This window comes from Kitasatospora sp. NBC_00458 (assembly GCF_036013975.1).
Classification (GTDB): domain Bacteria; phylum Actinomycetota; class Actinomycetes; order Streptomycetales; family Streptomycetaceae; genus Kitasatospora.
Map to the genome: position 1 here is coordinate 56581 of NZ_CP107904.1, position 23743 is coordinate 80323.

Here is a 23743-nt window from a genome sequence, read left to right on the forward strand (position 1 = left end):
TCCCGGTGCCCCGTCCGGCAGCACGGCGGCCACCGGGAGCGGCGGCGGGGGCGGCGGGGGCGGGGGGCGAGGTTCGGCGGGGCCCACCCGGCGGGGGTGGGCGGCACGCGGCGGGCGGGCCCCGGTCCGGACCCGGGAATCACATGTTGATCATGTGCCCGGCCAGCCCGTGGATCGCCTCCTTGACGGCCTCGCCGAGGGTCGGGTGGGCGTGGACGTTGCGGGCCACCTCGTGCACCGTGAGGTCCCACTGCTGGGCCAGGGTCAGCTCCGGCAGCAGTTCGGTGACCTCGGGGCCGATCAGGTGGGCGCCGAGCAGTTCGCCGTGCCTGCCGTCGCTGATGACCTTGACGAAGCCGATCGGGTGGCCGAGGCCGTGCGCCTTGCCGTTGGCGGTGAACGGGAACTTGGCGACCTTGACGTCGTGGCCGAGTTCGCGGGCCTGCGCCTCGGTGTAGCCGAAGCTGGCGATCTGCGGCTGGCAGTAGGTGGCGCGCGGGATCATCACGAAGTCCAGCTCCATGGTCTCCGCGCCCGCGATGGTCTCGGCCGCGATGACGGCCATCGACTCGGCGGCGTGGGCCAGCATCAGCTTGGCGGTGACGTCGCCGATGGCGAAGATGTGCTCGACGTTGGTCCGGCCGCGGCCGTCGACGGCGATCGCGCCGCGCTCGGTGAGCTTGACGCCGGTGTTCTCCAGGCCGTAGCCGTTGACGCGCGGCGCGAAGCCGATCGCCTGGAGCACCTTGTCGGCCTCCAGGACCTGCTGCCGCCCGTCCTTGGTGGTGACGGTGACGCGGACCTTGGCGGCCGGGTCCTTGTCGTCGATCGAGTCGACGCGGGTGGAGGTGAGCACCTCGATGCCGAGCTTGCGGTACTGCTTGGCGAGTTCGGCGGAGACCTCGGCGTCCTCCAGCGGCACCATCCGGTCCAGGAACTCGACGATGGTGACCTTCACGCCGTAGTTGTGGAGCACGTAGGCGAACTCGACGCCGATCGCGCCCGCACCCGCGATGACGATGCTGCCGGGCAGGTCCTCGGTGAGGATCTGCTCCTCGTAGGTGACCACGCGGTCGCTGAGGGCGGTGCCGGGGAGCAGCCGGGTGGAGGCGCCGGCGGCGATGATGCAGTGGTCGAAGGTGACGAGCTCGAAGCCGCCGCCGTTGAGCGCGACCTGGAGGGTGCGGTCGTCGACGAAGGTGCCGCGGCCGTCGTACTCGGTGATGCCGTTCTTCTTCATCAGGTAGTGGACGCCCTTGACGCGGCCGTCGGCGACGGTGCGGCTGCGCTTGAAGGCCTCGCTGTAGTCGAAGGTGACCTGGCCCTCGATCCGGATGCCGAAGGTCTTGGCCTCCTTGGTGACGATGTGCGCGAGCTCGGCGTTGCGCAGCAGTGCCTTGGAGGGGACGCAGCCGACGTTCAGACAGACGCCGCCCCAGTACTTCGACTCGATGACGGCGGTCTTCAGGCCGAGCTGGGCCGAACGGACGGCCGCGGTGTAGCCGCCGGGGCCCGCGCCGAGGACGACGACGTCGTAGTGCGTGCTGCTCATGGTGCTGACTCCTCCGAGGGTGTCACGGTGACGTGATCTCGGTGCCATGGTGTCAGGCGCCCGGGCGGCGCACCCATCGGGCCCCGGCCTCCCGGACGCCCGCGGCCGGACCGCCCGCGGGGCCGCTCCTCGCGGGTCCGGCCCCCGTCCGCACGCGGAGGGGGCCGGTCCGGGGCCTGCGGCCGCGCGGGGCGGGTCAGGCGTCGACCTCGTGGGTGTGGCCCTCGTGGAGGCCGCCGCCGCTGCCCGCCTGGCCGTCGGTGTGCTGGGGCGGGACGGGCGCGTGGAGCGACGAGAGGTCCCACGCGTAGGTGCCGACGGAGTCGGCGATGACGGCGATGTTGACGTCGAAGGCGGCGAGGTCGAGGTTCTCGATGTCGTCGCAGGCCTGGTGGTAGCACTTGTCGAAGGCGACCCCCGCGGTGCCGCCGTACCGGGCGGCCTGGGCGGCGGTCTTGACCACCTCGGCGCCGGTGTCCGTGCCGCCGGCCGGGATGCCGGCCTCGATGAACGGCCCGTAGTCGGAGCGGCCGGTGAAGTCGGTGCCCTCGTGCGGGACGTCCCAGTCGTCGAGGAAGGCGGCGATGCGGCGCTCCAGCTGGGCGGAGCCGTCCGGGCCCGGTCCCGCGCCGACGTGGTCGGAGTCGTCGCCGTCGTAGATGAACTGGGCGGAGTTGGGCGAGGCGATCATGTCGAAGTTCAGGTAGAGCTTGATCTTCTGCTTCTCGGCGTCGGAGAGCGAGTTCACGTAGGCCTCGGAGCCCTTGAGGCCGAACTCCTCGGCGGACCACCAGGCGAACCTCACCTTGTTCCCGACGGGCCGGGTGCCGAGGTTCTTGGCGACCTCCAGGATGCCCGCCGAGCCGGAGCCGTTGTCGTTGATGCCCGGGCCGGCCACCACGGAGTCGAGGTGGGACCCGATGACGACGGTGTTGTTCTCGTCGCCGCCGCGGGTCTCGGCGAAGACGTTCCAGGTCTTGCGCTTCTCCATGAAGGTGCGGACGTCGAGGGTGAGGGTCAGCGGGCCGGCCGCGGCCGTGGCGGCGAGCGCCTCGCCGGCGGCCTTGGAGATGCCGCCGGTCGGGATCCGGCCGGCCGTCGGGTCGACGAGGGTGCCGTTGAGGTCGCCGTCGATGTTGTTGTAGATGATCGCGCCGACGGCGCCGGCGTCGGCCGCCGCGGCCTGCTTGACCGCGAAGCTGCAGCCGCCGCGCCGGATCAGGGCGAGCTTGCCGGTGAACGCGCCGGGCGCGTAGTCGGCCGCCTCGCACCCGGGGGTGGCGTCGGCGGGGGCGACCGCGACCTGGGCGGTCAGGCCGCCGGCCGGGCCGCCGACCGAGTACGTCATGGCCTTCACCGGTACGTCCGCGCCCTGCGGGGAGACCTGGGCGAGCCGCTCGGACAGCGCCTGGAAGAACGTGTACTCGAACTCCTGCTTCGACACCTTCAGCCCGGCCCGGCGGGCCTGCTCGTAGATGTAGGAGGCCGACTGGTCGTGGCCGCGGGAGCCCGCCACCCGGTTGCCGCCGTTGCGGTCGGCGATGCGCTGGAGCGCTTCCAGGGTCTCGAAGGCCTCGTCGGCGCTGCTGTCGTCCACCAACCGGGCGGCCAGTTTGGCCCCCTTGCGGGCGGGGTCCGAGTCGGCGGCGGCGCTGCCGGTCCCGACCAGGAGCAGCGGGGTCACCAGCGCCGCGACCGCCAGCGCGGCGCCCGCCGTGCGGCGGGCGGTGGCGGCCCCGGGGCGGGGTGCAGCGGCCGGGCGACCGGTCCGAGCGTTCAAGGCGAGTCCTTCCGACGGTCCGTGGGACTCCCGATTTGACATGTTCGGAGACGCCTTGCCAACCCCGGCGCGCAAGCTGACCGGATGCGGACACCCCGGTGCACGGTGATGCTGGAGTGAGTGGGGCCGTCTCATCCAGGAGTGTGACCACATGTCCATGATGGACAAGCTCAAGCAGATGCTGAAAGGCCACGAGAGCCAGGCCGAGAAAGCCGTCGACAAGGGCGGTGACATGGTCGACGACCGGACGCAGGGCAAGTACAGCAACCACGTCGACACGGCCCAGGAGAAGCTGAAGGACCAGCTGCGCGACCAGCCTCCCCAGTAGGCCGCCGCCCCGGCAGTCCCCCCTCCGCACCGGCGGGCCGTCCCCGGCCGGTCGTCCTCCCCCGGTTCGAGGGGCCGTTTTCGGCCCCTCGAACCGGGGTGTCATTTTCGGACTTTACATACTCATTACTATTGATCCGGTTGCGCGTTCGCGTGTCACACGCGGTCAGGCACCGGCGTCCCCCTCGTGCTCCGGCGCGCCGGTGCCACGCGCGCCCGTGGAGCACCTTTGACGAGAGGACAGCCGCCGTGTCGATCCCCCGTGTCCGGACCACCCCGCTGCCCGGTGTCGGCGTCCAGTACGACCTCACCACCCGAGAACAACGGCACCTGTCCGTGATCGCCCACCGGGACGGCGCCCGCAGCCTCAACGTGTACCGCTCGGACGACCCCGACGCCTGCTCCCAGGCGTTCCGGCTCACCGCCGAGGAGTCCGCCGCACTGGTCGACGCCCTGACCCCCGCTCACCACAGCCCGGGCCTGCTGCACACCACCGACCTCGGCCTGGTCGCCGAGCGGCTCCCGGTCGAGGGCACCTCGTACTGGAACGGGCGGCTGCTCGGCGACACCCGGATGCGCACCGAGACCGGCGCCTCGATCGTCGCCGTGCTGCGGCGCACCGGCGCCGTGCCCTCCCCCGCCCCCGACTTCCGACTGGCCGGCGGCGACATCCTGATCGTCATCGGCACCCGCGAGGGCGTCGACGCGGCGGCCACGATCCTGGACCGGGAGTGATCGGATGCACACCGCCACCGTCTTCATCGAGCTCGGCTCGGTCATCCTGGTGCTCGGCCTGCTGGGCCGGATCGCCGGGCGGTACGGGTTCTCACCCATCCCGCTCTACCTGCTCGGCGGACTGGCGTTCGGCACGGGCGGGCTGCTGCCGCTGAGCGCCAGCGAGGAGTTCGTGGCCACCGGCGCCGAGATCGGCGTGGTCCTGCTGCTCCTGATGCTGGGCCTGGAGTACACCGCCGCCGACCTGGTGACCAACCTCAAGGCCCAGTACCCGGCCGGCGCGGTGGACTTCCTGTTCAACGCGACCCCCGGGGCGGCGGCCGCCCTCCTGCTCGGCTGGGGACCGGTGGCGGCGGTGGTGCTCGCCGGAGTGACCTGGATATCGTCCTCGGGGGTCATCGCCAAGGTGCTCGGCGACCTCGGGCGGCTCGGCAACCGGGAGACCCCGGTGATCCTCAGCATCCTGGTGCTGGAGGACCTCGCGATGGCGGTCTACCTGCCGATCCTGACCGCCCTGCTGGCCGGGGCCGGTCTGCTCGCGGGCTCGATCACCCTCGCCATCGCCCTGGCCACGGCCGGCGCGGTGCTCTTCGTCGCGCTCCGCTACGGGCGGCTGATCTCCCGCTTCGTCTCGCACGACGACCCGGAGAAGCTCCTGCTGGTGGTGCTCGGGCTGACCCTGCTGGTGGCGGGCATCGCCCAGCAGCTCCAGGTGTCGGCGGCGGTCGGCGCGTTCCTGGTCGGCATCGCCCTGTCCGGCGAGGCCGCCGAGGGCGCGCACACCCTGCTCAGCCCGCTGCGGGACCTCTTCGCCGCGGTGTTCTTCGTCTTCTTCGGCCTCAGCACCGATCCGACCAGCATCCCGCCGGTCCTGCTGCCGGCCCTGCTGCTGGCCTTGGTCACCGCACTGACCAAGGTCGCGACCGGCTACTGGGCGGCCCGGCGCGCGGGCATCGCCACGCGCGGGCGGTGGCGGGCCGGCGGGGCGCTGGTGTCCCGCGGGGAGTTCTCGATCGTCATCGCCGGCCTGGCCGTGACCGCCGGCATCGAGCCCGGTCTCGGTCCGCTGGCGACCGCGTACGTGCTCATCCTGGTGGTCACCGGGCCGCTGGCCGCGCGGTACACCCAGCCGGCCGTCGAGCGCCTGGGCAAGGTGCTGGGTCGGCAGCGGTGGGTGCCCGCGCGCACGGCCGGCACGGAACCGGCGCTGCTCCCCGGGCAGCCGGAGGCACCTGCGGCGGAAGCCGGGGCGAAGGCTCCCGAATCCGCGCCGGGCGCACCGGGCTCCGCACCCGCCGCACCGGCCGGACCGGATCCTGCGGCGGCCGAGTCCGGCCACACGCTCGACGGGCTGGCGCGCTGACGCCCCACCCTTCTCCGCTTCCGGGCCCTGGGGCGGGTCACCGTCGGTGACCCGCCCCAGGGCTCTCCCGTTCCGCCCCGCTCAGGGGCGCGTCGCCTCGTCCGGGGAGCCCTCCGGGCCCGTGCCCGCACCGCCCGCACCGCCCGCACAGCCCGCGGGATCGCTGCCGGCCCCGGCACCGCAGTTCTCGCACGGGCCCGCGCCGGGACGCTCACGCAGGCGCCCGCACTCCTCGCACACCCGGTCCAGCCAGCAGGCCGCTTCTCCGCCTTCGTCCATCCCCCGATTCTGCCCGAGCCCTCCCGCCGTCCGGTCCCCACCGGCCCTGCCGGCCCTGCCGGGTCCTGACGCGTCCCGCCAAGTCGGGCCGACCCGGCGGAGTCGCGAGTAGACAATGTCTACTCGATCTTGGTAGACAGTGTCTATGACCGATCAGGACCCCAGTACCGGCCTGCGCGCCCGCCTCGTGGCGGCCGGTGTCCAGCTGGTGACCCACGAGGGCGTGCACGCGCTCACCCTGCGCGAGATCGCCCGCCAGGCCGGCGTCTCGCACGGCGCCCCGCGCCGCTACTTCAGCACCCACGTCGAGTTGCTCGCGGCCATCGCCCGGCGCGGCTTCGAGAACCTGGCTGCCTCCCTCGACCTGGCCGGACCGGATCCCGCCGCCGCCGCGGGCCCCGCCCCGGCCGCGGACCCCGCAGCGGCGCGGGTCCGGCTCGACCGGCTCGCCCGCGGCTACCTCGACTTCGCGGCCGCCCAGCCCGGCATGTTCGAGCTGATGTTCCGCCACGACGTCCTCGAAGGCAGCGGATCGGACCTGCGGAAGACCACACTGCCGCTCTTCGAGACCCTCGTCCGCCTCGTCGCCGAGATCCGCCCGGCCGAGGCCCGCCCAGCCGAGGTCCGCCCGTCCGGCGCGGCCGACGCCGGGGCCCCGGCCGCCGCGCACGACCCCGCGACCGTCGCCGCCGCGTTCTGGGCCAACCTGCACGGCCTCGCCCAGCTCCGCGCCTGGGGCAGCCTCGGGCTCGTCACCGGCGGCGGCACCGTCGAACCGCTGCTGCGCGCCGTCCTCGACGCCCACCTCGGCCCGGAGCCCCGGTGACCCCCACGGCACGGCAGCGCCTCACCCTGGCCGGCAGCGTCACCGGCGCGGCCGTCGTCGCCCTCGACGGGACGGTGCTCACCGTCGCCCAGCCCAGCCTCCAGCGCGACCTGGACGCCTCGCTCGCCGCCGTGCAGTGGACCAGCACCGCGTACCTCATCACGGTGGCCAGCCTGCTGGTCTTCGCCGGGCGGCTCGGCGACCGCTACGGGCACCAGCGGGTCTTCGCCGTCGGCGTCCTCGGCTTCGCCGCCAGTTCCGCCGCGATCGCGCTGGCACCCGGGATCGGCTGGGTGATCGCCCTGCGGGTCGCCCAGGGCGTCGGCGGCGCGCTCCTCCAGCCCGCCACCCTCGGCCTGCTGCGGGCCGCCTACCCCGCCGACCGGCTCGGACCGCCGATCGCCCTGCGCACCAGCGCGATCGGCCTGGCCGCGGCCGCCGGTCCGGTCGTCGGCGGCGCGCTGACCACCCACTTCGGCTGGCGGTCGGTCTTCTTCCTCACCGTCGCACCCGCCGTCGCGGCCGGCGCCGCCGCGCTGTTCGTCCGGCTCCCGCAGCCGACCGCCGACCGCACCGCCGGACTGGACCTGCCGGGTGCCGCCCTGCTCGGCTCCGCGCTGTCCTGCCTGGTGTTCGCCCTGACCGGCGTCCCCGACCGGGGCTGGACGGCCGGCACCTGGCTCGGCCTCGTGGCGGCCGCCGCGCTGGGCCTCGTCCTCCTCCGGCACGAGCGGCGCACCCCTCGTCCGCTGCTGCCACCGGCCGTCCTCGGCTCGTCGACGGTGACGGCGGCGCTCGGCGTGCTGCTGACCGCCTCGGCGGCGCTCTTCGGCACGGTCTTCCTCGGCACCTACTTCCTCCAGGACGTGCTCGCCCTCGACCCGCTCGCCAGCGCGGTGCGGTCCCTGCCGCTGGCGGCGGCGATGGTGGTGGCCGCACCCGCCTCCGCGGTGCTGGCCCGCCGTCACGGACCGCGCCGCACCGTCATGGCGGGGATGTCGGCGATCGTGGCCGGCGCCCTGGGGGTCGCCGGGTTCGGGCCGGACACCGGCGCCCTCGCCATCGGCTGCGCGTTCCTGCTGCTGGGCGCCGGGTTCGGCACGGTGATGGTCACCGCGACGGCGGCGATCGTCCGCGACGCCTCGGTGGCCGACGCCGGGGTGGCGGGCGGTCTGCAGCAGACCGCGATGAACGTCGGACCGGCCGTCGGCGTCGCCGCCGCGGCCACCCTGACCGCCGGTCAGCCGTTGGCCACCACCCTCGGCCCGGCCCTCTGGGCCCTGGCGGCCACCGCGGCCGCGGGCGTGCTGCTCGCGGCACGCCTCCCGCACGGCCGGGCCGCCTGAGACCGGATCGCGCCCGGACCCCGCAGCGCCCCGGTGGCGGAAGGGGATCAGTCCGCGTCCGGGACGAACACGAAGTGGAACCTCTCCGCATCCTCGGGAACGCCGAAGCCCGCACCCGGGCCGAGGCGCGCAGGGTCCGCGGCCCAGAACACGTGGAGGACGAAGTCCTCGTCCTCGGCCCCGAGGTCGAGCGTGACGCCGGCGGGACCGGAGAAGAGGGTCCACGCTTCGACCCGGCCGCTTCGCGACCGGTACGGCACCCGCGCCAGCGGACGGTACCCCTCCGGGGGGACCGCCGCCCCGGACCGTTCGAGGGTGACCCTCGCGTAGTGGTGCTGCGCGGAGCTCAGGACGCCGACGGCCCCGTGCCCGACCGTGACGCCCGGGGACTCCGCACTCATCGGCAGTTGCAGCCAGTGGACGTCCGACTCACCGAGGGGGTCGTCCTCCCAGAGGCCGAACTGCGAACGTTCGACGGAGACGAGGCCCGTTGACCTCTGCATCGGCGGACTCCCTGCGGTCAGGCGGCTGTTCGGGCATCGTAGGCGCCGCCACCGACAGGCTCCGTCGCCGGTGTCGGGCAGCAGCCCGGTCACGTGGGGTGCGTGGCGTGGGCCGGGCATGTGGGCCGGGTGGCGTGGGCCGGGGGTCACGCGGTCGGCCATGCGCGGTCGTCCACCGTCAGGAACGGCTCGCCGAGCACGGCCGCCGGGGTGGAGCCGGTGAACTCCATGACGTCCCGGTGCAGATGGGACTGGTCGTAGTAGCCGCCGTCCGCCGCCACCCGGGCCGGGCCTTCACCCGCGACCAGTCGGTGCACCGCGTGGTCGAAGCGGACCAGCTTGGCGGCGCTCTTCGGCGGGAGGCCGAGGTGCGCGTGGAAGCGCGACCACAGGCGCTTGCGGCTCCATCCGAGCTCGGCCGCCAGGTCGTCGACCCGGACGAGGCCCCGGTCGGCGACGATCCGGTGCCAGGCCCAGGCGGTCTCCCGGTCCGGGGGCCGCCGCGCCTCGAACCGGCGGGCGAGCAGCGCGTCGGTGAACGCGAAGCGCTCCTCCCAGGAGGGGATCGCGTCCAGCTGCTCGCGGATCCGTGCCGCCTCCCTGCCCCACATCTCGTCGAGGGTCACCGGGGAACCGGCCAGGTCGGCCGGGGGAACGCCGAGGACCGTTCCGGCGACCACCGGGGACAGCCGCACCTGCACGCACTCGACGTGCTCGCCCCGGGCCCGGACACCGCCTCCGGAGCCGAACCCGGGCCCGGCGACGAGGCTTCCCGCGTGCGGCCGCCCGGCGCCGTCCTCGATGGTGGACGTGCCCGCCCCGAACTCCAGAATCAGCATCACCGCCGGGTGCGGCACCACCCGCAGGCCCTCGACGAGCCGGCCCGGGACCCGGAACCCGGCCATGTCGACGCCGGCCACCCGGCTCGGCCGCTGCGGACGCGCGACGTCCCACGCAGCGGGATCGTCACGGTGCTTCACGGTGGACCCCCTCAGCGGATGCTACGCGCGCCGGGGAGGGGACGCGAGGGCGGCCGGCGGTCGGAACGGCGGAGGGAACATTCGTCCAAGCCGCCGGCGCCCACCGGCGGCGACAGTGGGCCCATGACTCCTCCCGACAGGCATTCCCCTCCGAACGGCGACGCCGCCTCAGGGGATTCGCTCCTCCGCCTGGAGCACGGTGACGTGTACGTCCGCCAGGACGGCCCTCACCGGGCCCCCGTGCTCCTGCTCATCCACGGGTCCGCCGCGTCGAGCCGCTCGTGGGACGCGATGGTTCCGTTCCTGACCGCACACCACCGCGTCATCCGGATCGACCTCCCGGGGCACGGCCGCTCCGCCGAACCGGCCGACGGCGACTACGCGGTCCCGGAGCTGGGACGCAGGATCGGCACGGTGCTCGACCGGCTCGGCGTCGGGCGCGCCGTGGCCGTCGGCCACTCCAGCGGCGGCTATGCCGCCACCGCCCTCACCGAGCGGCGGCCCGACCTGGTGACCGGGCTCGTGCTGATCAACACCGGCCCCGGTATGGACGCCTTCATCGCGCCGGGGCCCACCGCGTTCCAGCCCGAGCAGTGGCCGCCGACCGACGAGCGGATCCGCCTGCTCGCGGGCACCGCGTTCCGCGCGGGGTACGAGGTCCCGCAGGAACTCGTCGACGAGCTGCGCGGCATGTCCTACCACGCGGTCACCGCCGCGATGCAGGCGTCCGTCGGCTACCTGAGCCGGCGCACGCTCCCGGACCGGCTGACGGACCTCGGCAAGCCGTTGCAGGTGGTCTTCGGTGACCAGGACCGCAGGTGGCAGCCCTCGTCGGCGGCCGACTACCTGGTCGTTCCGGGCGCGAAGGTCGATCTGCTGCCCGGTGCCGGGCACACGCCGATCCTGGAGGAGCCGGCACGGACCGCCGAACTCGTCCTGTCCTTCACGGAGCTCCGCACCGGTCGATCGCCCGGGACCGCCTGACGGCCCGCCCCGTACGGCGGAGTGCCGGCGGGGTTCCCGCGCGACCGAGTACGCCCGGGCACCCCGCGGGGCCAGGCGGTCCGTCACATCGCCCTGTGGTCCTGGACGGCCAGGCCGTCGGCGGCGCCGCCGGTGTCGCCGCAGCCGCCGGAGGGCCGGAGGAGCATGCCCTGGCGGGCCTCGACCACGATGCCGGGAGCGGTGGCGGGCCGCTCGGCGGCGCCGACCCCCGCGAGCGCCGCGGCGCCGACCCCCGCGGCGGCGGCACCGGTCAGGGCCGCGTGACGACTGCTCGGCCCCGTGACGGTGCCTCCGACCTGGGAAGGATCGACTTTCGGCGGTGCAGGCGGGGGGTCCACCCGGGCAACCGGTCTTCCAGGTGCCGTGCGACCGGGCGTTCCCGCCCTCCGTCGAGCCACTCGCCCGGTCCTTCGCCCGGCCGCACGCCGGCTCACTCGCGCGCGGCCGTCGCCGGCGGCCTCGCCGGTCCGGCCGGGCCGGTGGCGTCGGCGGGCGGGGCCGCGGGCCGGACCGGTCCGCGGATCACCAGGAGGCCGAGCAGTGCCAGCTGGACGAACGCGCCGACCGCCGACCCGGCCCAGAGCCCGGCCACGCCGAACGGGCCCGACAGCAGGACGCCGGAGCCGAGTTGCGCCGCGAGGCCGAGCAGCACGGAGACCACCAGCGGGCGGCCGGCGCCGACCGCCTGGAGGACCCCGCCGAGGGCGACCACCAGCGCGTACGCCGGCAGGTGGAGCCCGGCCGTCCGCAGGAAGCGGACCGCCTCGGCGGCCACCGCCGGGTCGTCGGTGAACAGCCCGGCCACCGGCCCGGCGAACGCCGCGCAGAGGACGGCCGCACCGGTGCCGAGCACGGCGGCCAGCCGGGCGGTGTCGCGGCCGAGGGCCCGCACGGCGGTGGCCGCCCCGGACCCGACGAGCCGCGCCGCCTCGATCGCGGCGGCCTGCCGGACGGCGTAGAACGCCATCGTGACGACCAGCAGCACCCGGTAGCCGACCCCGTACCCGGCCACGGCGGGCACGCCGAAGGAGGCGACCAGGCCGAGCTGGACCGCCCCCGCTCCCATCCGGGCGGTGAAGTCGAGGCCGAACGGCGCGCCGGCGGCGGTGATCCCGCGCGCCGTCCGCAGCAGTCCGTCCGGCGGTGCGGGCAGCCGGCGGCGGCGCCTGAGCAGCAGGGTGAGCGCGAACGCGGCGGCCCGGGAGGCGGTCAGCGCGAGGGCCGCGCCGGTCACACCGAGCGCGGGCAGCGGGCCCGGGCCGAGGATCAGCAGCGGGTCCAGCACCAGCAGCAGGGCGTTCGAGAGCAGGGCCGTCCGCATCGGCGTCCGGGTGTCGCCGGCGCCCTTGAACAGCTCGTCGGCGACGCGCTGGCCGAAGAACAGCGCGAACGCGGGGAAGGCGACGGCGAAGTAGTCGGCGGCCAGTCCGGCGGCCTCGCCGTCCAGGAAGGCTTCGGCGACCGGCTCGCGGAGCAGGAAGCCGGGCACGGCGAGCACGAGGCTGCCGAGGGCGCAGAGCCGCCAGGCGGCGCGGGCGACCCGGCCGGCCTCGGCCCGGTCGCCCGCGCCGCGGGCGTGCGAGAGCCGCACGGTCGTCCCCGAGCTCACCACCAGGACCAGGCCGAGCAGCAGGTTCTCCACGGTGCCGGCCAGTGTGACGGCGGCGACGGCCGCCCCGCCGAGCCCCGCCACCCAGAAGGTGCCGACGACGGAGGCGGCCACCCCCGACAGCAGCTCTCCGTAGACCGGTCCCGCCAGTGTGATCAGGCGTGGCAGATGCCCCCGCATGGTCGCTCCCCCGTCCGTCGGCCGCGCCCCCATCGAGCACCTTGCCTCGAAAAGAGATACCTCTTATCGAGGCACATCGGCAAGAGGTAGCATGACGCCCCGACGGAACGCGGACGAGCGGACGGTGCGCCCCGCGGAGCGTCACGACGACGGAAGGGTGTTCCACGGTGCTGACCCTCGCGATCCTCGGTTTCCTCCACGGCGAGCCGCTCCACGGGTACGAGCTGAAGTCCCGCATCACCGGCCTGACCGGCCACGTCCGACCGGTCAGCGACGGCGCGCTCTACCCCGCGATCACCCGCCTGGAGAAGGCCGGGATGCTGGTGCGCCGGAGCCGGCCGGGCACCGGGGCCGTCCCGCGGCAGGTCCTGGAGCTCACCGCCGACGGCCGCGCCGAGCTGGAGCGGCGGCTGGCCGAACCGGAGGAGGTCGAGATCTCCGACCAGATCCGCTTCTTCACCGTCGCCGCGTTCCTCGACCGCCTCGCCGACCCTGCGCTGCAGGCCGCGGTGCTCCGGCGGCGGCTGGCCTTCCTGGAGGCGCCGAGCAGCTTCTTCTACGACGCCGACGGCCGACCGGTCGCCGCCGAGCAGGAGCGCAACCCGTTCCGGCGCGGCATGCTGCTGGTCGCCCGGGCCTCCGGGGCGGCCGAACGGGCCTGGCTGGCGGAGACGATCGCCGAGCTGGAGGACACCGGCCGCGACGCGCGACCGGGCGACGTGACCGGGAGACCTGGCCGGGACGCGTGACCGGGCGACATGACCGGGACGCGTGACCGGGACCGCCCGCGGCCCGGCGGGCAGGGGCCCCGGACGGCCTCCCGTGACTGACGGCCCGGGCAGTCACACGGACGGCGGCCCTCCGTTCGGCACCGACGGCTGCCCGCCGCACCCCGCCGTCGTTATGATGAACGCCCCCCACAGCACGGCCGACCCGTTCGTCCCGTACCACGGCACCGCCGCGCGTGATCCGTCCGCCGGGTCCCCACCCGCGCACGCTCCACCCCGTCCGCAGGGAGACCGCCGTGCCCAGTGCCGACACCGCCGCCACCGCCACCGGTTCCACCGGCGCCGCCGCCCCGGCGGCCGCCGCCCCGCCCGTGACCGCCCCCGGGACCGCCCCCGGGACGGCCGCCTCCCGACCGGCCCCGAACCGGGACGACATCCCCGGCTGGTTCTTCCGGCTCGACCAGGAGGCCTTCCGCCACCTGCTCTCCGCCCAGACCGCGGCCGGCCGCACCGGCGACATCCTCGAACTCGGGACGTACCTCGGCCGCAGCGCCGTCCTGCTCGGCGACCACCTGCGGCCGGGCGAGCACCTGACGGTCTGCGACCTGTTCGACTCCGAGGCGGGAGACGACGACAATGCCGCCGAGATGACGATGTCCTACCGGGCGTCGCTCACCAGGAGCGCCTTCGAGGCCAACTACCTGGCCTTCCACCCGCGGCTGCCGGTGATCGTGCAGGCGCCGACCTCGGTGCTGGCCGACGGCCGGATCCCGGCCGGCAGCTGCCGCTTCGTCCACGTCGACGCCTCCCACCTGTTCGAGCACGTGGCCGGGGACATCGAGGTGGCACGGGCCGCGCTGGCCGAGGACGGCCTGGTGGTGCTGGACGACTACCGCTCCGAGCACACCCCCGGGGTCTCGGCGGCCGTCTGGCAGGCGGTGTTCACGGCCGGGCTGCGGCCGGTGCTGCTCACCCCGATGAAGTTCTACGGGACCTGGGGCGACACCGAGGCCGTGCGGCGGGTCCTGCTGGACCGGGACTGGCGGGCCGAGGGCTTCACGGTGGACGAGGACACCATCGCCGGCATGCCGGTCCTGCGGCTGAACAACGCCGTGCACCCGGGCGCGGCGACGCGGTCGGCCCCGCGCGCGCTGCTGCTGGACGTGCTGCCTCCGGCGGCCACCCGGGCGGTCCGGCGGCTGCTCCGGGTCCTCCGGCTGCTGCGCGACCGCCGCGCGGGCGGCCGGGGGCGCTGACCGGGCCGGGCCGACCGCCGCGGTTCGCCCTGGACCGGCCCCGCGTCCGGCCCGGTCCGGGCGCGAACGGCCCGGCCGTTACGCTGTCCGCCGTGACCCGAACGACAGCCGCGGGGGACCGCACCGGATCCGACCGGACGGCGTCGGGCCCCACCACACCGGCCCCCACCGCAACGGGCCCCACCGCTCCGGGGAGCCGCCCCGCCCGGCGCCGCCGGTCCGCTCTCCCGGCGAGCACCTTCGTCCCGCCCGAGCCCCCGGCCTTCAGCACCGCCTCGCGGCGCGAGCGGACCGCCCGGATCGTCACCGAGGTGCTGGCGCCCGCCCACCTGGTGACCGCCCTGCTGCTGCTCGTCGGCGCGCACTCGAACGGGGGCTGGGCCGGTGTCGGCTGGGGCCTGTTCGCGGCGCTGTTCTGCGGGGCGGTCCCGATCGGCGTCGTCGCGCTCGGCGTACGGCGCGGCGCGCTGACCGACCGGCACATCCGGATCCGCCGCCAGCGGGTGGTGCCGATGGCGGTCGGCCTGCTCTCGGTGGTCACCGGGGTGGCGCTGCTCCACCTGCTGCACGCACCGGCGCCGGTCGGCGCGCTGGTGGTGGCGATGCTGGTCGGACTGGTGTCGGCGCTGGTCGTGACCGTCTGGTGGCAGATATCGCTGCACAACGCGGTGGCCGGCGGCACCGCGATGATCCTGCTGCTGGCGTTCGGCCCGGCTCCGGCCGCCGCGGGCCTGCCGGCGGCGCTCCCGGCGGGGCTGCTCCCGGTGGCGGTGGCGGTCCCCGTGGCGGTGGGGTGGTCGCGGCTGGTGCTGAAGGCCCACACCCCGGCGCAGGTGCTGGCCGGGACGGCGCTCGGCGGTGTCTCCGCGCTGGTGTTCGCGCTGCTGCGCTGACCCCGCCGCCCCGGTTCCCCCGTGCCCGTGCGGGCCGCCGGTCGGTAGGGTCGGGCGGCCGAACGAGCAGCGCACCGAGGAGGGACCGTGGAGCAGTGTCTTCCGGCGGACGAGGAACTCGTCGACGCGCTGCTGGAGCTGGCGGTGCCGTTCGACGCCGTGAACGGGATCCTGGCCGCGCGGTCCCGGCTGGCGCGCGACCGCGGGCTGAGAACGGTCTTCGAGGAGGCGCTGCGCACCCAGGCCGCAGCGGTCGGGACGCTCGGGGGGCCGTCCGGGCTCACCCGCGACTGGCCGGCCGGTACCGACGGCGCCGAACCGCTCTCGACGCTGCTGTTCGTCGCGCTGGCGCCGCACACCCGGGCGCACCACCGGGCGCTGGGCGTGCCGCCGGAGGTCACCCGGACGACCCTGGCCGACCTGGGGCGGCAGCTCGCGGTGAGCCGGTGGCGCGGCCGGTCCGCGGGCCTGGGCAACCCGTCCTGGCTGACGCTGCACTTCCGGGGCGAGCTGTTCCAGCTCGGCCGGCTCCAGTTCCAGCGCAAGCGGCTGACCGGCCGGGACGCCGAGGCGGCCCGGGCGGCGGGGATCGGCGAGCGGGTCCTCCAGCTGCACATCCCGGACAGCTCCGGCCCGCTCTCCCCCGGGGCCTGCGACCGCTCGCTGGACCGGGCCCGGGCGTTCTTCCCCGCGCACTTCCCCGCCGAGCCGTACCGGACGGCGTGCGTGTTCTCCTGGCTGCTGGACCCGCAGCTCGGCCGCTACCTCCCCGAGGGCTCGAACATCATGAGGTTCCAGCGCCGGTTCGCCCCGCTCCGGCGCCCCGGCGCCCCGCCGGAGCCCGAGGACGCCAATCCGCTCCGCTTCGTCTTCGGCGACCCCGCACTCCCCCTGGAGTCCCTCCCCCGCGACACCGCCGTGCAGCGCGCACTGATCGACCACCTGAGCGCGGGCGGGCACTGGTACGTGGTCGGCGGACGGCTGGCGCTCTGAGACGCCCGGGGCTGTACCTCCCACCCGCTCAGGAATTGTCATATTCCTCGGACCAATATGACAGCGCATCACTCTCACGAGGGAAATCTCCCTAAAGATTTGCCCACGGAACATTAAAGAGCGCATAGTGATGACGCCTCAGTTGGCCCTAGGGATGGCCAATTTATGGCAAAGTCCCGCGCGTGTCGCGTGCGGACCCCGGCAAGTGAGGAGACGGCGTTGCGTCACGAGAACCTCCACGAGAACGGCATCGCGGCCGCGAGCCCCGGGCAGCGACTGCGGGAGCGGATCGCCACCCCGGGGACGACCCCGCTCATCGGCGTCCACGACATGTACTCCGCGTCGATCGCAGCCGAACACTACGACGGCATGTTCGTCTCCGGTTTCGGATTCGCGGCGTCCTACTACGGCCTGCCCGACATCGGCTTCATCGCCTGGCCCGACATGGTCGCCTTCGTCGAGCGGCTGCGCGGCGCCTTCCCCCGGCACCACCTGCTGGTCGACATCGACGACGGCTACGTCGATCCCGAGGTGGCCTGCCACGTGGTGCGCAGGCTGGAGCGGATCGGCGCGTCGGGCGTCATCCTGGAGGACCAGAAGCGCCCGCGCCGCTGCGGACACGCCGACGGCAAGCAGGTCCTCCCGCTCGACGAGTACCTGGAGAAGCTGGACCAGGTGCTCGCCACCCGCACCGACCTCGTCGTGGTGGCCCGCACGGACGCCACCGAGGAGGACGACATCCTGCGGCGGGCCGCGGCACTCGCCGCCACCGACGCGGACGTCGTCCTGGTCGACGGCGTGCGCAGCGAGGACTGGATCCGGCGGATCCGGCGGGTCGTGGGCGACAAGCCGCTGCTGTTCAACCAGATCGCCGGCGGGAAGTCCCCCCGGCTGTCGCTCTCCGAGCTCGGCGACCTGGGCGTCGACGTCGCGATCTACAGCACCCCCTGCCTGTTCGCCGCCCACCGGGCGATGGACGAGGCGCTCGCCGGCCTCAAGGTGGCGGACGGACGCCTCCCGGCCCCGGTCGGGCAGTCCCGCGAGATCGGCGTGCGCGAGTCGACGGAGCTGCTGGAGCGGAACATCGCCCGGCCGAAGGCCCTGGAGGAGGTGGGCGTGTGACGGACCGTGCAGCCGGCCCGGTCGCCCGGCCGCGCCGGGTTCGACGCCAGGTGGCCGCCGCCGGGCTGGCCGGCGCCTGGGCGGTCCTGGGCTGCGCCGTCCCGGCGGAGGCGGAGCGGAGCCTGATCACGGTGATCGACAACCCCCGGATCGACTCGATCGTCGAAGTGGACCGGACGGCCAACGTCCAGACCGGCCACGGCACGGCCGGCAGCGACCACGACGGGGCGACCGCGCTGGTGACCGGCCTGCTGGGCGACGGCCCGGCGGGCCCGCAGACGGAGGGGGAGACGTGAACGCGGTCCGGCGGCACCGGCCGCCGCCGGGCCAGCCGGACCAGCCGGGTGGCCCGGCGCCCGGCGGCGCCGACCCGCCGCGACCGTGGTGGCGCGCCCTGGACCCGTACGTGGCGGCACTGGCCGGCGCGGTCCTGCTCGCCGCGCTGCTGCCCGTCGGCGGACGGGCCGCGCGCGGCGCCGACCTGGCCTGCGACCTCGCGGTCGGGCTGCTCTTCTTCCTCTACGGTGCCCGGCTGTCGGCCCGTGAGACCCTCGCGGGCCTCCGGCACCTGCGGCTGCACGGGCTGGTGCTCGTCTGCACCTTCGTGGTGTTCCCGCTGTTCGGGGTTGCCACGGCGGTGCTGACCCCCTTCCCGCTCACCGAGCAGGTGCGGGCGGGGGTGCTGTTCCTCTGCCTGGTCCCGTCGACGGTGCAGTCCTCGGTGGCGCTCACCGGCGCCGCCCGGGGGAACGTCCCCGCCGCGATCTGCGCCGGGACGTACTCAAGCCTGGCCGGGCTGGTGCTGACCCCCTTGCTGGCCGCCTGGCTGCTCGGCACCCGCACCGCGCTGTCGGCCGACGGCCTGGTGCGGATCTGCGCCCAGCTGCTCGCCCCGTTCGTGGCCGGGCAGCTGCTGCGGCCGTGGATCGGCGGGTTCCTGAGCCGCCACCGGCGTGTGCTCACCCCGGTCGACCGGGGCTCGATCCTGCTGGTCGTCTACACGGCGTTCAGCGGCGCGGTGGAGCAGGGCGTCTGGCAGACGGTCACGCCCGCCGCCCTGCTCGGGCTGGCGGCGGTCCTGCTGGCGCTGCTCGGGGCCTCCCTCGCGCTCGCCCGGCTCGGCGCGCGCCTGCTCGGGCTGGACCGGCCCTCCGGCATCGCCGCGGTCCTCTGCGGTTCGCAGAAGAGCCTCGCGAGCGGCCTGCCGATGGCGACCGTGCTGTTCGGCCCGCAGGCCGGTCTCCTCGTCCTGCCGCTGATGATGTACCACCAGGTGCAGTTGGTGGCGGGCACACTGCTCGCCGGCCGCTGGGCGCGGGCGGTGAGCGGCCCCACGGCCCCGGCCGCCGGGGAGGGCGCGACGGGCACCGCCCGCGCCTCGCCCGAAGCCGCCTGAGGCGGGGCTCCGGGCCTGCCGCGCCGGCGAACCGGTCCGGAGCCCCGCGTCCGGACGTCAGGGCAGGTAGTACGGGCGGTGGTGGGCGGCGACCGGGGCCGACTGGTAGGTCCAGACCCCGGCGGCGGGCGCGTCGCCGACCAGCCTGGCGAGGTCGCCGACGGCCTCCGCCGTCCGGTCGCCGAGCGTGAGCCGGACCCGTCCGGCGGTGCGGTCGTCGAGCGGGTGGAAGCGGTACGGCTGGTGGACGATGAGCGGTCCGGCCAGCAGTCGGCCCTCCTTCTCGGTGCCGTAGCCGGTGATCGGGGTGTTGACCACCGGCTCGCCGTCGAGTCCGGCCAGGTCGGCCTCGACGGCGAGGAGCTCCTCCTCGTACCGCCGCAGCCCGGTCGGCGGGTCGCCCGCGCCCGCCCGCTCCGCGCCGACCGCGCCGACCGTCTCCAGGGCGGCCCGGCGGCAGGAGAACGACCAGTGGTCCCGGACGGCGGCCGCGTTGAGCGAAGGGAGCTGTGTCACGAACCACCCGGGGTACTTGGGTTCGGCGTAGAGCCGGGAGCCGGCGTCGATGGCGAGCGGGTTGTCGCAGAGCACGTGGAGGCGGGCGATGCCGAGCAGTCCGGTCCGGTCGTGGCCGCGGGCGTACTGGCCGTAGCCGACGTCCGGGAGCCGGTCGGCGGCGTTCCGGGGGTGGGCGATGACGTTGATCTCCACCTCCTCGGTGATGCCGCCGCCGTTCGGGTACTGCGCGAAGTACAGCTGGTAGTTGAGCGAGACACAGGCCCGGCCGTCGAAGTCGGCGGCGGCCAGCGCGGGGTGGCGCTCGGCGAGCAGCTCCTGGACCGGCCCCGGGTCGACGAGGTAGTCCACGCCGATGTTGTGCAGCGCTCCGTAGTGGAACGGCAGGTGGTAGGGCTCCGGCACGGGCGGCAGGGTCAGACCGGTCACAGGGACTCCCGGAGGGGTGCGGCCGCGGGGCGGGCCGGAGAGGCGGTGGCGGGCGGAGGGACGGCGGACGGTCCCGGGATACCGGTCGGTGCGGCGGGCGGCGCACCGGCACCGGGCGGCGCGGTGCCCGGGCCGGTGCCGACGACCGCGGTAGCAGTCGCCGTCGCGGTAGCAGTCGCCGTCGCGGTCGCGGTCGTGGTCGGCAGGGTGGGCGCGGCCGGGGCGCGCAGCGCCAGGAGGTCCCGGTGCATCCGGTCGGCGCTGCGCAGCGCGAGCGCGGCCATGGTCAGCGAGGGGTTGGAGGTGCCGAGCGAGGGCATGGAGCCGCAGCCGACGGCGTAGAGGTTGGGGTGCTCCCAGCAGCGCTGCCACTGGTCGACCACGGAGGTGGCCGGCGAGTCGCCCATGACGTGGGTGCCGCCGGCGTGGCCGGCGCCCCGGTAGGCGTAGGCCGCGCCCTCGTGTTCGAGCCGGCCGGGCCAGCCCGGACCCGCCTCGTAGCGGGTGTGGTCCTCGGCACCGAGCAGTGCGAAGAGCTGGTCGGAGACCGCCCGGGCGGAGGCCATGCCGGCGCGGACGTACGGGGAGAGGTCGTAGTGGATGGCCGGGCGGGGCAGTCCCAGGCGGTCCCGGCGGTCGGGGTCCAGGGTGACCCGGTTGGCCGGGTCGGCGGGTTGCTCCAGTTCGAACTGGAGGCAGAACTGGCGGCCGAGCCGGTCGCCGAGCCGGTGGCGCAGCTCCTTGCCGCGCAGGCCGGCACCGAGCAGTCCGTCCACCTCGACCTGCGGCGGACCGGCGGCCCAGGACCAGCCCCAGTTGCCGATCTCGACCCGGAACGGCGCCCGGCGGGTGCGGGCGGGGCCGAAGCGGAAGGACTCCAGTCCGCTGGTCGAACCCGGTCCCCGGTAGGGGCCCACGGGCTCGGGCATGAGTCCCCAGGTGAGCAGTGCCGGATGGTCCATCAGGTTGCGGCCGACCTGGCCGCTCCGGCGGGCGAGGCCGGAGAGGAGGAGCAGCCGGGCGTTCTCGATGGCGTGGGCGGCGAGGACGACGAGGTCGGCCGCCACGGTGTGGGCCGTTCCGTCGGCGAGGTACTCGACGCCGGTGGCCCGGCCGGTGGCGTCGACGAGGACGCGGCTCACCACCGCGTCGGTGCGCAGCCGGACGGTGGAGGACCAGTCGGCCTGGGTCCGCAGTGGTGTGTACTTGGCGCCGGTCGGGCAGACCGGGACGCACCCGGCGCTGCCCTGGCAGAGCGGACCGTGCGGCCGGTTCGCCGGGTCGGTCGCCGTGCCGCCCGGGCGGGTGGGCCGGCCGTTGCGGGCGTGCGGGGTGGTGGTGACGGCGAGGCGGGCGCCGTCGGCCATCGCCGGGTCGCGCACGGTCCGGCCGTCGACGGCGCGGGCGACCGTCCGGTCGAGGTGGCTGGCGGGGATGGCGCGCATCGGGAAGGCGTAGTCGGCCGGGAGGGGGAGTCCGACCGCGCGGCGTTGCTCCTCGGCGTCGGCGGCGACGCCGAGTTCCCGTTCGGCTTCGCGGTAGTGCGGTTCGAGGTCGTGGTAGCCGATCGGCCAGTTGCGGCCGTGGCCGAGGTCGGCGGTGCGGAAGTCCTCGGGGTGCATGCGCGGGGTGAGTCCGGTCCAGAGCAGTCCGGTGCCGCCGTTGGCGCGCAGGTAGCCGCTGGCGTATGGCAGCGGGCCGTGCTGGACCAGGTACCCGGTGGCGGCGAACCCGCCGCCGGGCAGTCCCACGAGGTCGGTGACGTCGGGGGACGGCGCGTCCTCGCTGAGCGGGTACGGGGAGGTGGGGGCGCCGCCGCCGGCGGCCCGGTACGCGGTGGTGGTCGCCGCGGCGTCCGGGACGGGGTGGCCGGCTTCCAGGACCAGGACCCGGTGTCCCCGGGCACCGAGGCGGTGGGCGACCAGTGAGCCGGCGAAGCCCGCGCCGACCACCACGACGTCCCAGTGCGGTCCCGCCGTCCGGTGGTCGGCGGGGGTCCGTTCGGTCGTGCGCCGGTCGCCCCTGCCGTGGTCCGCGGGTGGGCGGTTCACCGGTCGTCACCGCCGTCCGGGGCTTCGGACCAGCTGCCGTGGCCGGGGGCGGTGGAGCCGGGCGGTGCGCCCCGGAAGGTCCGCCACATCAGCCCCCGGTCGTAGGCGCGGGGCGAGGAGGGCGGTTCGTCCGGCCAGGCGCCCACGTACCAGAGGCGGAGGAGGGCGTGTTCGTCGCGAGCCCGGTGGGCGAGGAGCGTGCGGTGGTGTTCGCGCGCCATCCCGGTGGCGCGCAGTTCCGTCTCGTCGAAGCCGGTCAGCTCGGCGGAGACGCGGAGGAATTCGGCGAAGTCCGTGAGGTCGGCGAGGCCGGTCCCGTCGGGCGGCTCGGGCGGCCCCGGTGGGCCCGATACCTCCGGTGGGCCCGGGGAGTCGTCCGCGGATCCCGACGAACCCGACGAACCCGCTGAGTGCGATGAGTCGGAGAGGTCTGAGACATGGTCGTGGTCGTCGATCGCTGGCAAACCGGCACCCCCACGGCGAGGACTCTGCGTCCTGGACATGACAGCAGACCGGGCCGAACGGCCCGGCGCTGTCATGGCGATGCTGCCTCGTCGAGCTGCGCTCCCGAACGGTCTGATCGAAACCAACCGCATCCGATCGATCCACCGACCAATCAGCACCGATCACGACCATCATTCGACCCGATCGTGTGCTGAACCGACCGGCCCGGGGACGGCACGGACGGCGGCACCGACGAACGAGAGGCGCCGGACAGCGTGCCGCCCGGCGCCGTCGGGTACGGAGGACCCCCGCCCGGCCCCGCCCGCGCGTCCCGAGCCCCCGACTCGACCCGACTCGACCCGACCCGACCCGCGCCGGGCCGGGCCCCTGCGCCGGGCCGGGCCCGTGCGGCGACGACCGGTCACCCGCGTCGCCCGAGCGGAGCAGCGCAGCGCGCGCGGACGGCGGTCGGCTGCGATCTTCGGAGCACACGACGGCTTCGCCGTGTGGACGTGCTTGTCGATCCCTGGAGGCCCGGATGTGGCAGGCTCCCCCCGCCCCCGCCCCCTATCCGAGCGAATGGCTGCCGGCCCTGGACATTCCGGCGCCGGGACCGCAGAACCGGCTCACCGTCCTGGTCCGCATCCTGCTGCTGATCCCGCAGTTCATCGTGGTCTGGGTGCTGTCCGTGGTGGCGTTCCTGGTCGCGGTGGTCGGCTGGTTCGGCGCACTGGTGCTGGGCCGGCTGCCGGTCTTCGCCTCCGACTACCTCTCCTCGTACGTGCCGTACGAGACCCGGGTGAACGCCTACCTGCTGCTGACGGTCGACCGCTACCCGCCGTTCGCGTTCCGGGCCCCGGAGTACCCCGTCCAGGTGGAGCTGCGGCCCGGGGGTGACCTCAACCGGCTCGCGGTGTTCTTCCGCCTGATCCTGGTCATCCCGGCGGCGATCGTCCAGGGCCTGCTCTACGCCGGGTGGTGGCTGGTGGGGTGGATCAGCTGGCTGGTCGTGCTGGTCCTGGGCCGGATGCCGGAGCCGCTGTTCGAGGCGACGGCGGCCATCCTGCGCTACCGGATGCGCTACATGGCCTACCTGCTGATGCTCACCGCCGCCTACCCGAAGGGGCTGTTCGGCGACGAGCCCGGCGGACCGGTCGCGGTGCCCGGCGCCGCGACGGCCGCCGCCGGCGCAGCGGGTGCCCCGACGCCGGGCGCACCCCTGTCGGGGTCGGCACCGGGCGCCCGGGTCTCGGCGACCCGCCCGCTGGTGCTGAGCGGGGCGGGGCGCGCGCTGCTGGTGGTGTTCCTGCTGCTCGGCCTGGTCTCCGGGGTCACGGGTTCCGTCACCTCGACCTTCACCTCCGACGACGACAAGGACGGCTGGTACTCCGGTCCGACGGCGCCCGGTCCGGCGGGCCGCTGATCCCGGC

Annotated in this window: 23 protein-coding genes; 14 read left to right on the forward strand and 9 right to left on the reverse strand. The window is 75.1% G+C overall.

Translation table 11 applies throughout. The annotated features are described in order from the left end of the window. Nucleotides 1-139 precede the first annotated feature (139 nt). Both lpdA and OG550_RS00280 read right to left on the reverse strand, forming a co-directional pair. Nucleotides 140-1552 (reverse strand): dihydrolipoyl dehydrogenase, encoded by a 1413-nt coding sequence (gene lpdA, locus OG550_RS00275; RefSeq protein ID WP_327673201.1) that lies wholly within the window; start codon nt 1550-1552, stop codon nt 140-142. A 196-nt stretch (nt 1553-1748) separates the two neighbouring features. After that, nucleotides 1749-3254, reverse strand: a complete 1506-nt coding sequence (locus OG550_RS00280) for a M28 family metallopeptidase (RefSeq protein WP_442906117.1) — start codon at nt 3252-3254, stop codon at nt 1749-1751. Between the two features lie 229 nt (nt 3255-3483). Here OG550_RS00280 and OG550_RS00285 point away from each other — a divergent pair, with 229 nt between their 5' ends. The 5 genes from OG550_RS00285 to OG550_RS00305 all read left to right on the forward strand — a co-directional run bounded on the left by OG550_RS00285 (nt 3484) and on the right by OG550_RS00305 (nt 8208). Next, nucleotides 3484-3660: an antitoxin gene (locus OG550_RS00285; protein WP_327673199.1), complete on the forward strand. Its 177-nt coding sequence runs from the start codon at nt 3484-3486 to the stop codon at nt 3658-3660. A gap of 248 nt (nt 3661-3908) precedes the next feature. Further along, complete coding sequence (locus OG550_RS00290; protein WP_327673197.1) at nt 3909-4394, forward strand: cation:proton antiporter regulatory subunit; 486 nt, start codon at nt 3909-3911, stop codon at nt 4392-4394. 4 nt (nt 4395-4398) lie between these two features. After that, nucleotides 4399-5757: a cation:proton antiporter gene (locus OG550_RS00295; protein WP_327673195.1), complete on the forward strand. Its 1359-nt coding sequence runs from the start codon at nt 4399-4401 to the stop codon at nt 5755-5757. A 424-nt stretch (nt 5758-6181) separates the two neighbouring features. Next, nucleotides 6182-6862: a TetR/AcrR family transcriptional regulator gene (locus tag OG550_RS00300; RefSeq protein WP_327673233.1), complete on the forward strand. Its 681-nt coding sequence runs from the start codon at nt 6182-6184 to the stop codon at nt 6860-6862. After that, nucleotides 6859-8208, forward strand: a complete 1350-nt coding sequence (locus OG550_RS00305; RefSeq protein ID WP_327673193.1) for an MFS transporter — start codon at nt 6859-6861, stop codon at nt 8206-8208. Before OG550_RS00300 ends, OG550_RS00305 begins: the two co-directional genes overlap by 4 nt. A gap of 47 nt (nt 8209-8255) precedes the next feature. On the opposite strand, the gene OG550_RS00310 is transcribed toward OG550_RS00305, so the two are convergent. Together OG550_RS00310 and OG550_RS00315 are read right to left on the reverse strand one after the other, a co-directional pair. After that, entirely contained in the window at nt 8256-8711 is a 456-nt protein-coding gene (locus tag OG550_RS00310) for a hypothetical protein (RefSeq protein WP_327673191.1), read from the reverse strand. A 146-nt stretch (nt 8712-8857) separates the two neighbouring features. Further along, complete coding sequence (locus OG550_RS00315; protein ID WP_327683611.1) at nt 8858-9616, reverse strand: helix-turn-helix domain-containing protein; 759 nt, start codon at nt 9614-9616, stop codon at nt 8858-8860. 198 nt (nt 9617-9814) lie between these two features. Between OG550_RS00315 and OG550_RS00320 the strand changes: the two genes are divergently transcribed. After that, nucleotides 9815-10675 carry an alpha/beta fold hydrolase gene (locus OG550_RS00320; protein ID WP_327673189.1) on the forward strand — a complete coding sequence of 287 codons (861 nt, stop codon included), beginning with the start codon at nt 9815-9817 and terminating at the stop codon, nt 10673-10675. Nucleotides 10676-10758: 83 nt separating this feature from the next. Here OG550_RS00320 and OG550_RS00325 read toward each other — a convergent pair whose 3' ends face one another. After that, nucleotides 10759-11034, reverse strand: a complete 276-nt coding sequence (locus OG550_RS00325) for a hypothetical protein (protein WP_327673187.1) — start codon at nt 11032-11034, stop codon at nt 10759-10761. 92 nt (nt 11035-11126) lie between these two features. Further along, complete coding sequence (locus tag OG550_RS00330; RefSeq protein WP_327673185.1) at nt 11127-12485, reverse strand: MATE family efflux transporter; 1359 nt, start codon at nt 12483-12485, stop codon at nt 11127-11129. A gap of 167 nt (nt 12486-12652) precedes the next feature. Between OG550_RS00330 and OG550_RS00335 the strand changes: the two genes are divergently transcribed. From OG550_RS00335 to OG550_RS00365, 7 genes are all read left to right on the forward strand, one after another. After that, entirely contained in the window at nt 12653-13234 is a 582-nt protein-coding gene (locus tag OG550_RS00335) for a PadR family transcriptional regulator (RefSeq protein WP_327673183.1), read from the forward strand. A gap of 275 nt (nt 13235-13509) precedes the next feature. Beyond that, nucleotides 13510-14469 (forward strand): class I SAM-dependent methyltransferase, encoded by a 960-nt coding sequence (locus OG550_RS00340; RefSeq protein WP_327673181.1) that lies wholly within the window; start codon nt 13510-13512, stop codon nt 14467-14469. A gap of 92 nt (nt 14470-14561) precedes the next feature. Continuing rightward, nucleotides 14562-15362 (forward strand): phosphatase PAP2 family protein, encoded by an 801-nt coding sequence (locus OG550_RS00345; protein ID WP_327673179.1) that lies wholly within the window; start codon nt 14562-14564, stop codon nt 15360-15362. Between the two features lie 87 nt (nt 15363-15449). Further along, nucleotides 15450-16355, forward strand: a complete 906-nt coding sequence (locus OG550_RS00350) for an acyltransferase domain-containing protein (RefSeq protein WP_327673177.1) — start codon at nt 15450-15452, stop codon at nt 16353-16355. A gap of 219 nt (nt 16356-16574) precedes the next feature. Continuing rightward, nucleotides 16575-17477, forward strand: coding sequence for an isocitrate lyase/PEP mutase family protein (locus OG550_RS00355; protein ID WP_327673175.1), 903 nt, complete (start codon nt 16575-16577; stop codon nt 17475-17477). Continuing rightward, the gene (locus OG550_RS00360) at nt 17474-17773 is read left to right on the forward strand and encodes a hypothetical protein (protein WP_327673173.1); all 300 of its coding nucleotides are present in this window, start codon (nt 17474-17476) and stop codon (nt 17771-17773) included. The genes OG550_RS00355 and OG550_RS00360 overlap by 4 nt, the downstream gene beginning before the upstream one ends. Then, entirely contained in the window at nt 17770-18873 is a 1104-nt protein-coding gene (locus OG550_RS00365) for a bile acid:sodium symporter family protein (RefSeq protein ID WP_442905902.1), read from the forward strand. The genes OG550_RS00360 and OG550_RS00365 overlap by 4 nt, the downstream gene beginning before the upstream one ends. Before the next feature lie 57 nt (nt 18874-18930). Here OG550_RS00365 and OG550_RS00370 read toward each other — a convergent pair whose 3' ends face one another. From OG550_RS00370 to OG550_RS00380, 3 genes are read right to left on the reverse strand one after another with little or no spacing between them, the layout of a single operon-like run. Continuing rightward, nucleotides 18931-19818 (reverse strand): hypothetical protein, encoded by an 888-nt coding sequence (locus tag OG550_RS00370; protein WP_327673171.1) that lies wholly within the window; start codon nt 19816-19818, stop codon nt 18931-18933. Next, entirely contained in the window at nt 19815-21869 is a 2055-nt protein-coding gene (locus tag OG550_RS00375; RefSeq protein ID WP_327673168.1) for a GMC family oxidoreductase, read from the reverse strand. The genes OG550_RS00370 and OG550_RS00375 overlap by 4 nt, the downstream gene beginning before the upstream one ends. Then, nucleotides 21866-22333: a hypothetical protein gene (locus OG550_RS00380; protein ID WP_327673166.1), complete on the reverse strand. Its 468-nt coding sequence runs from the start codon at nt 22331-22333 to the stop codon at nt 21866-21868. Before OG550_RS00380 ends, OG550_RS00375 begins: the two co-directional genes overlap by 4 nt. Nucleotides 22334-22851: 518 nt before the next feature. Here OG550_RS00380 and OG550_RS00385 point away from each other — a divergent pair. Then, nucleotides 22852-23736: a DUF4389 domain-containing protein gene (locus OG550_RS00385; protein ID WP_327673235.1), complete on the forward strand. Its 885-nt coding sequence runs from the start codon at nt 22852-22854 to the stop codon at nt 23734-23736. Nucleotides 23737-23743 lie beyond the last annotated feature (7 nt).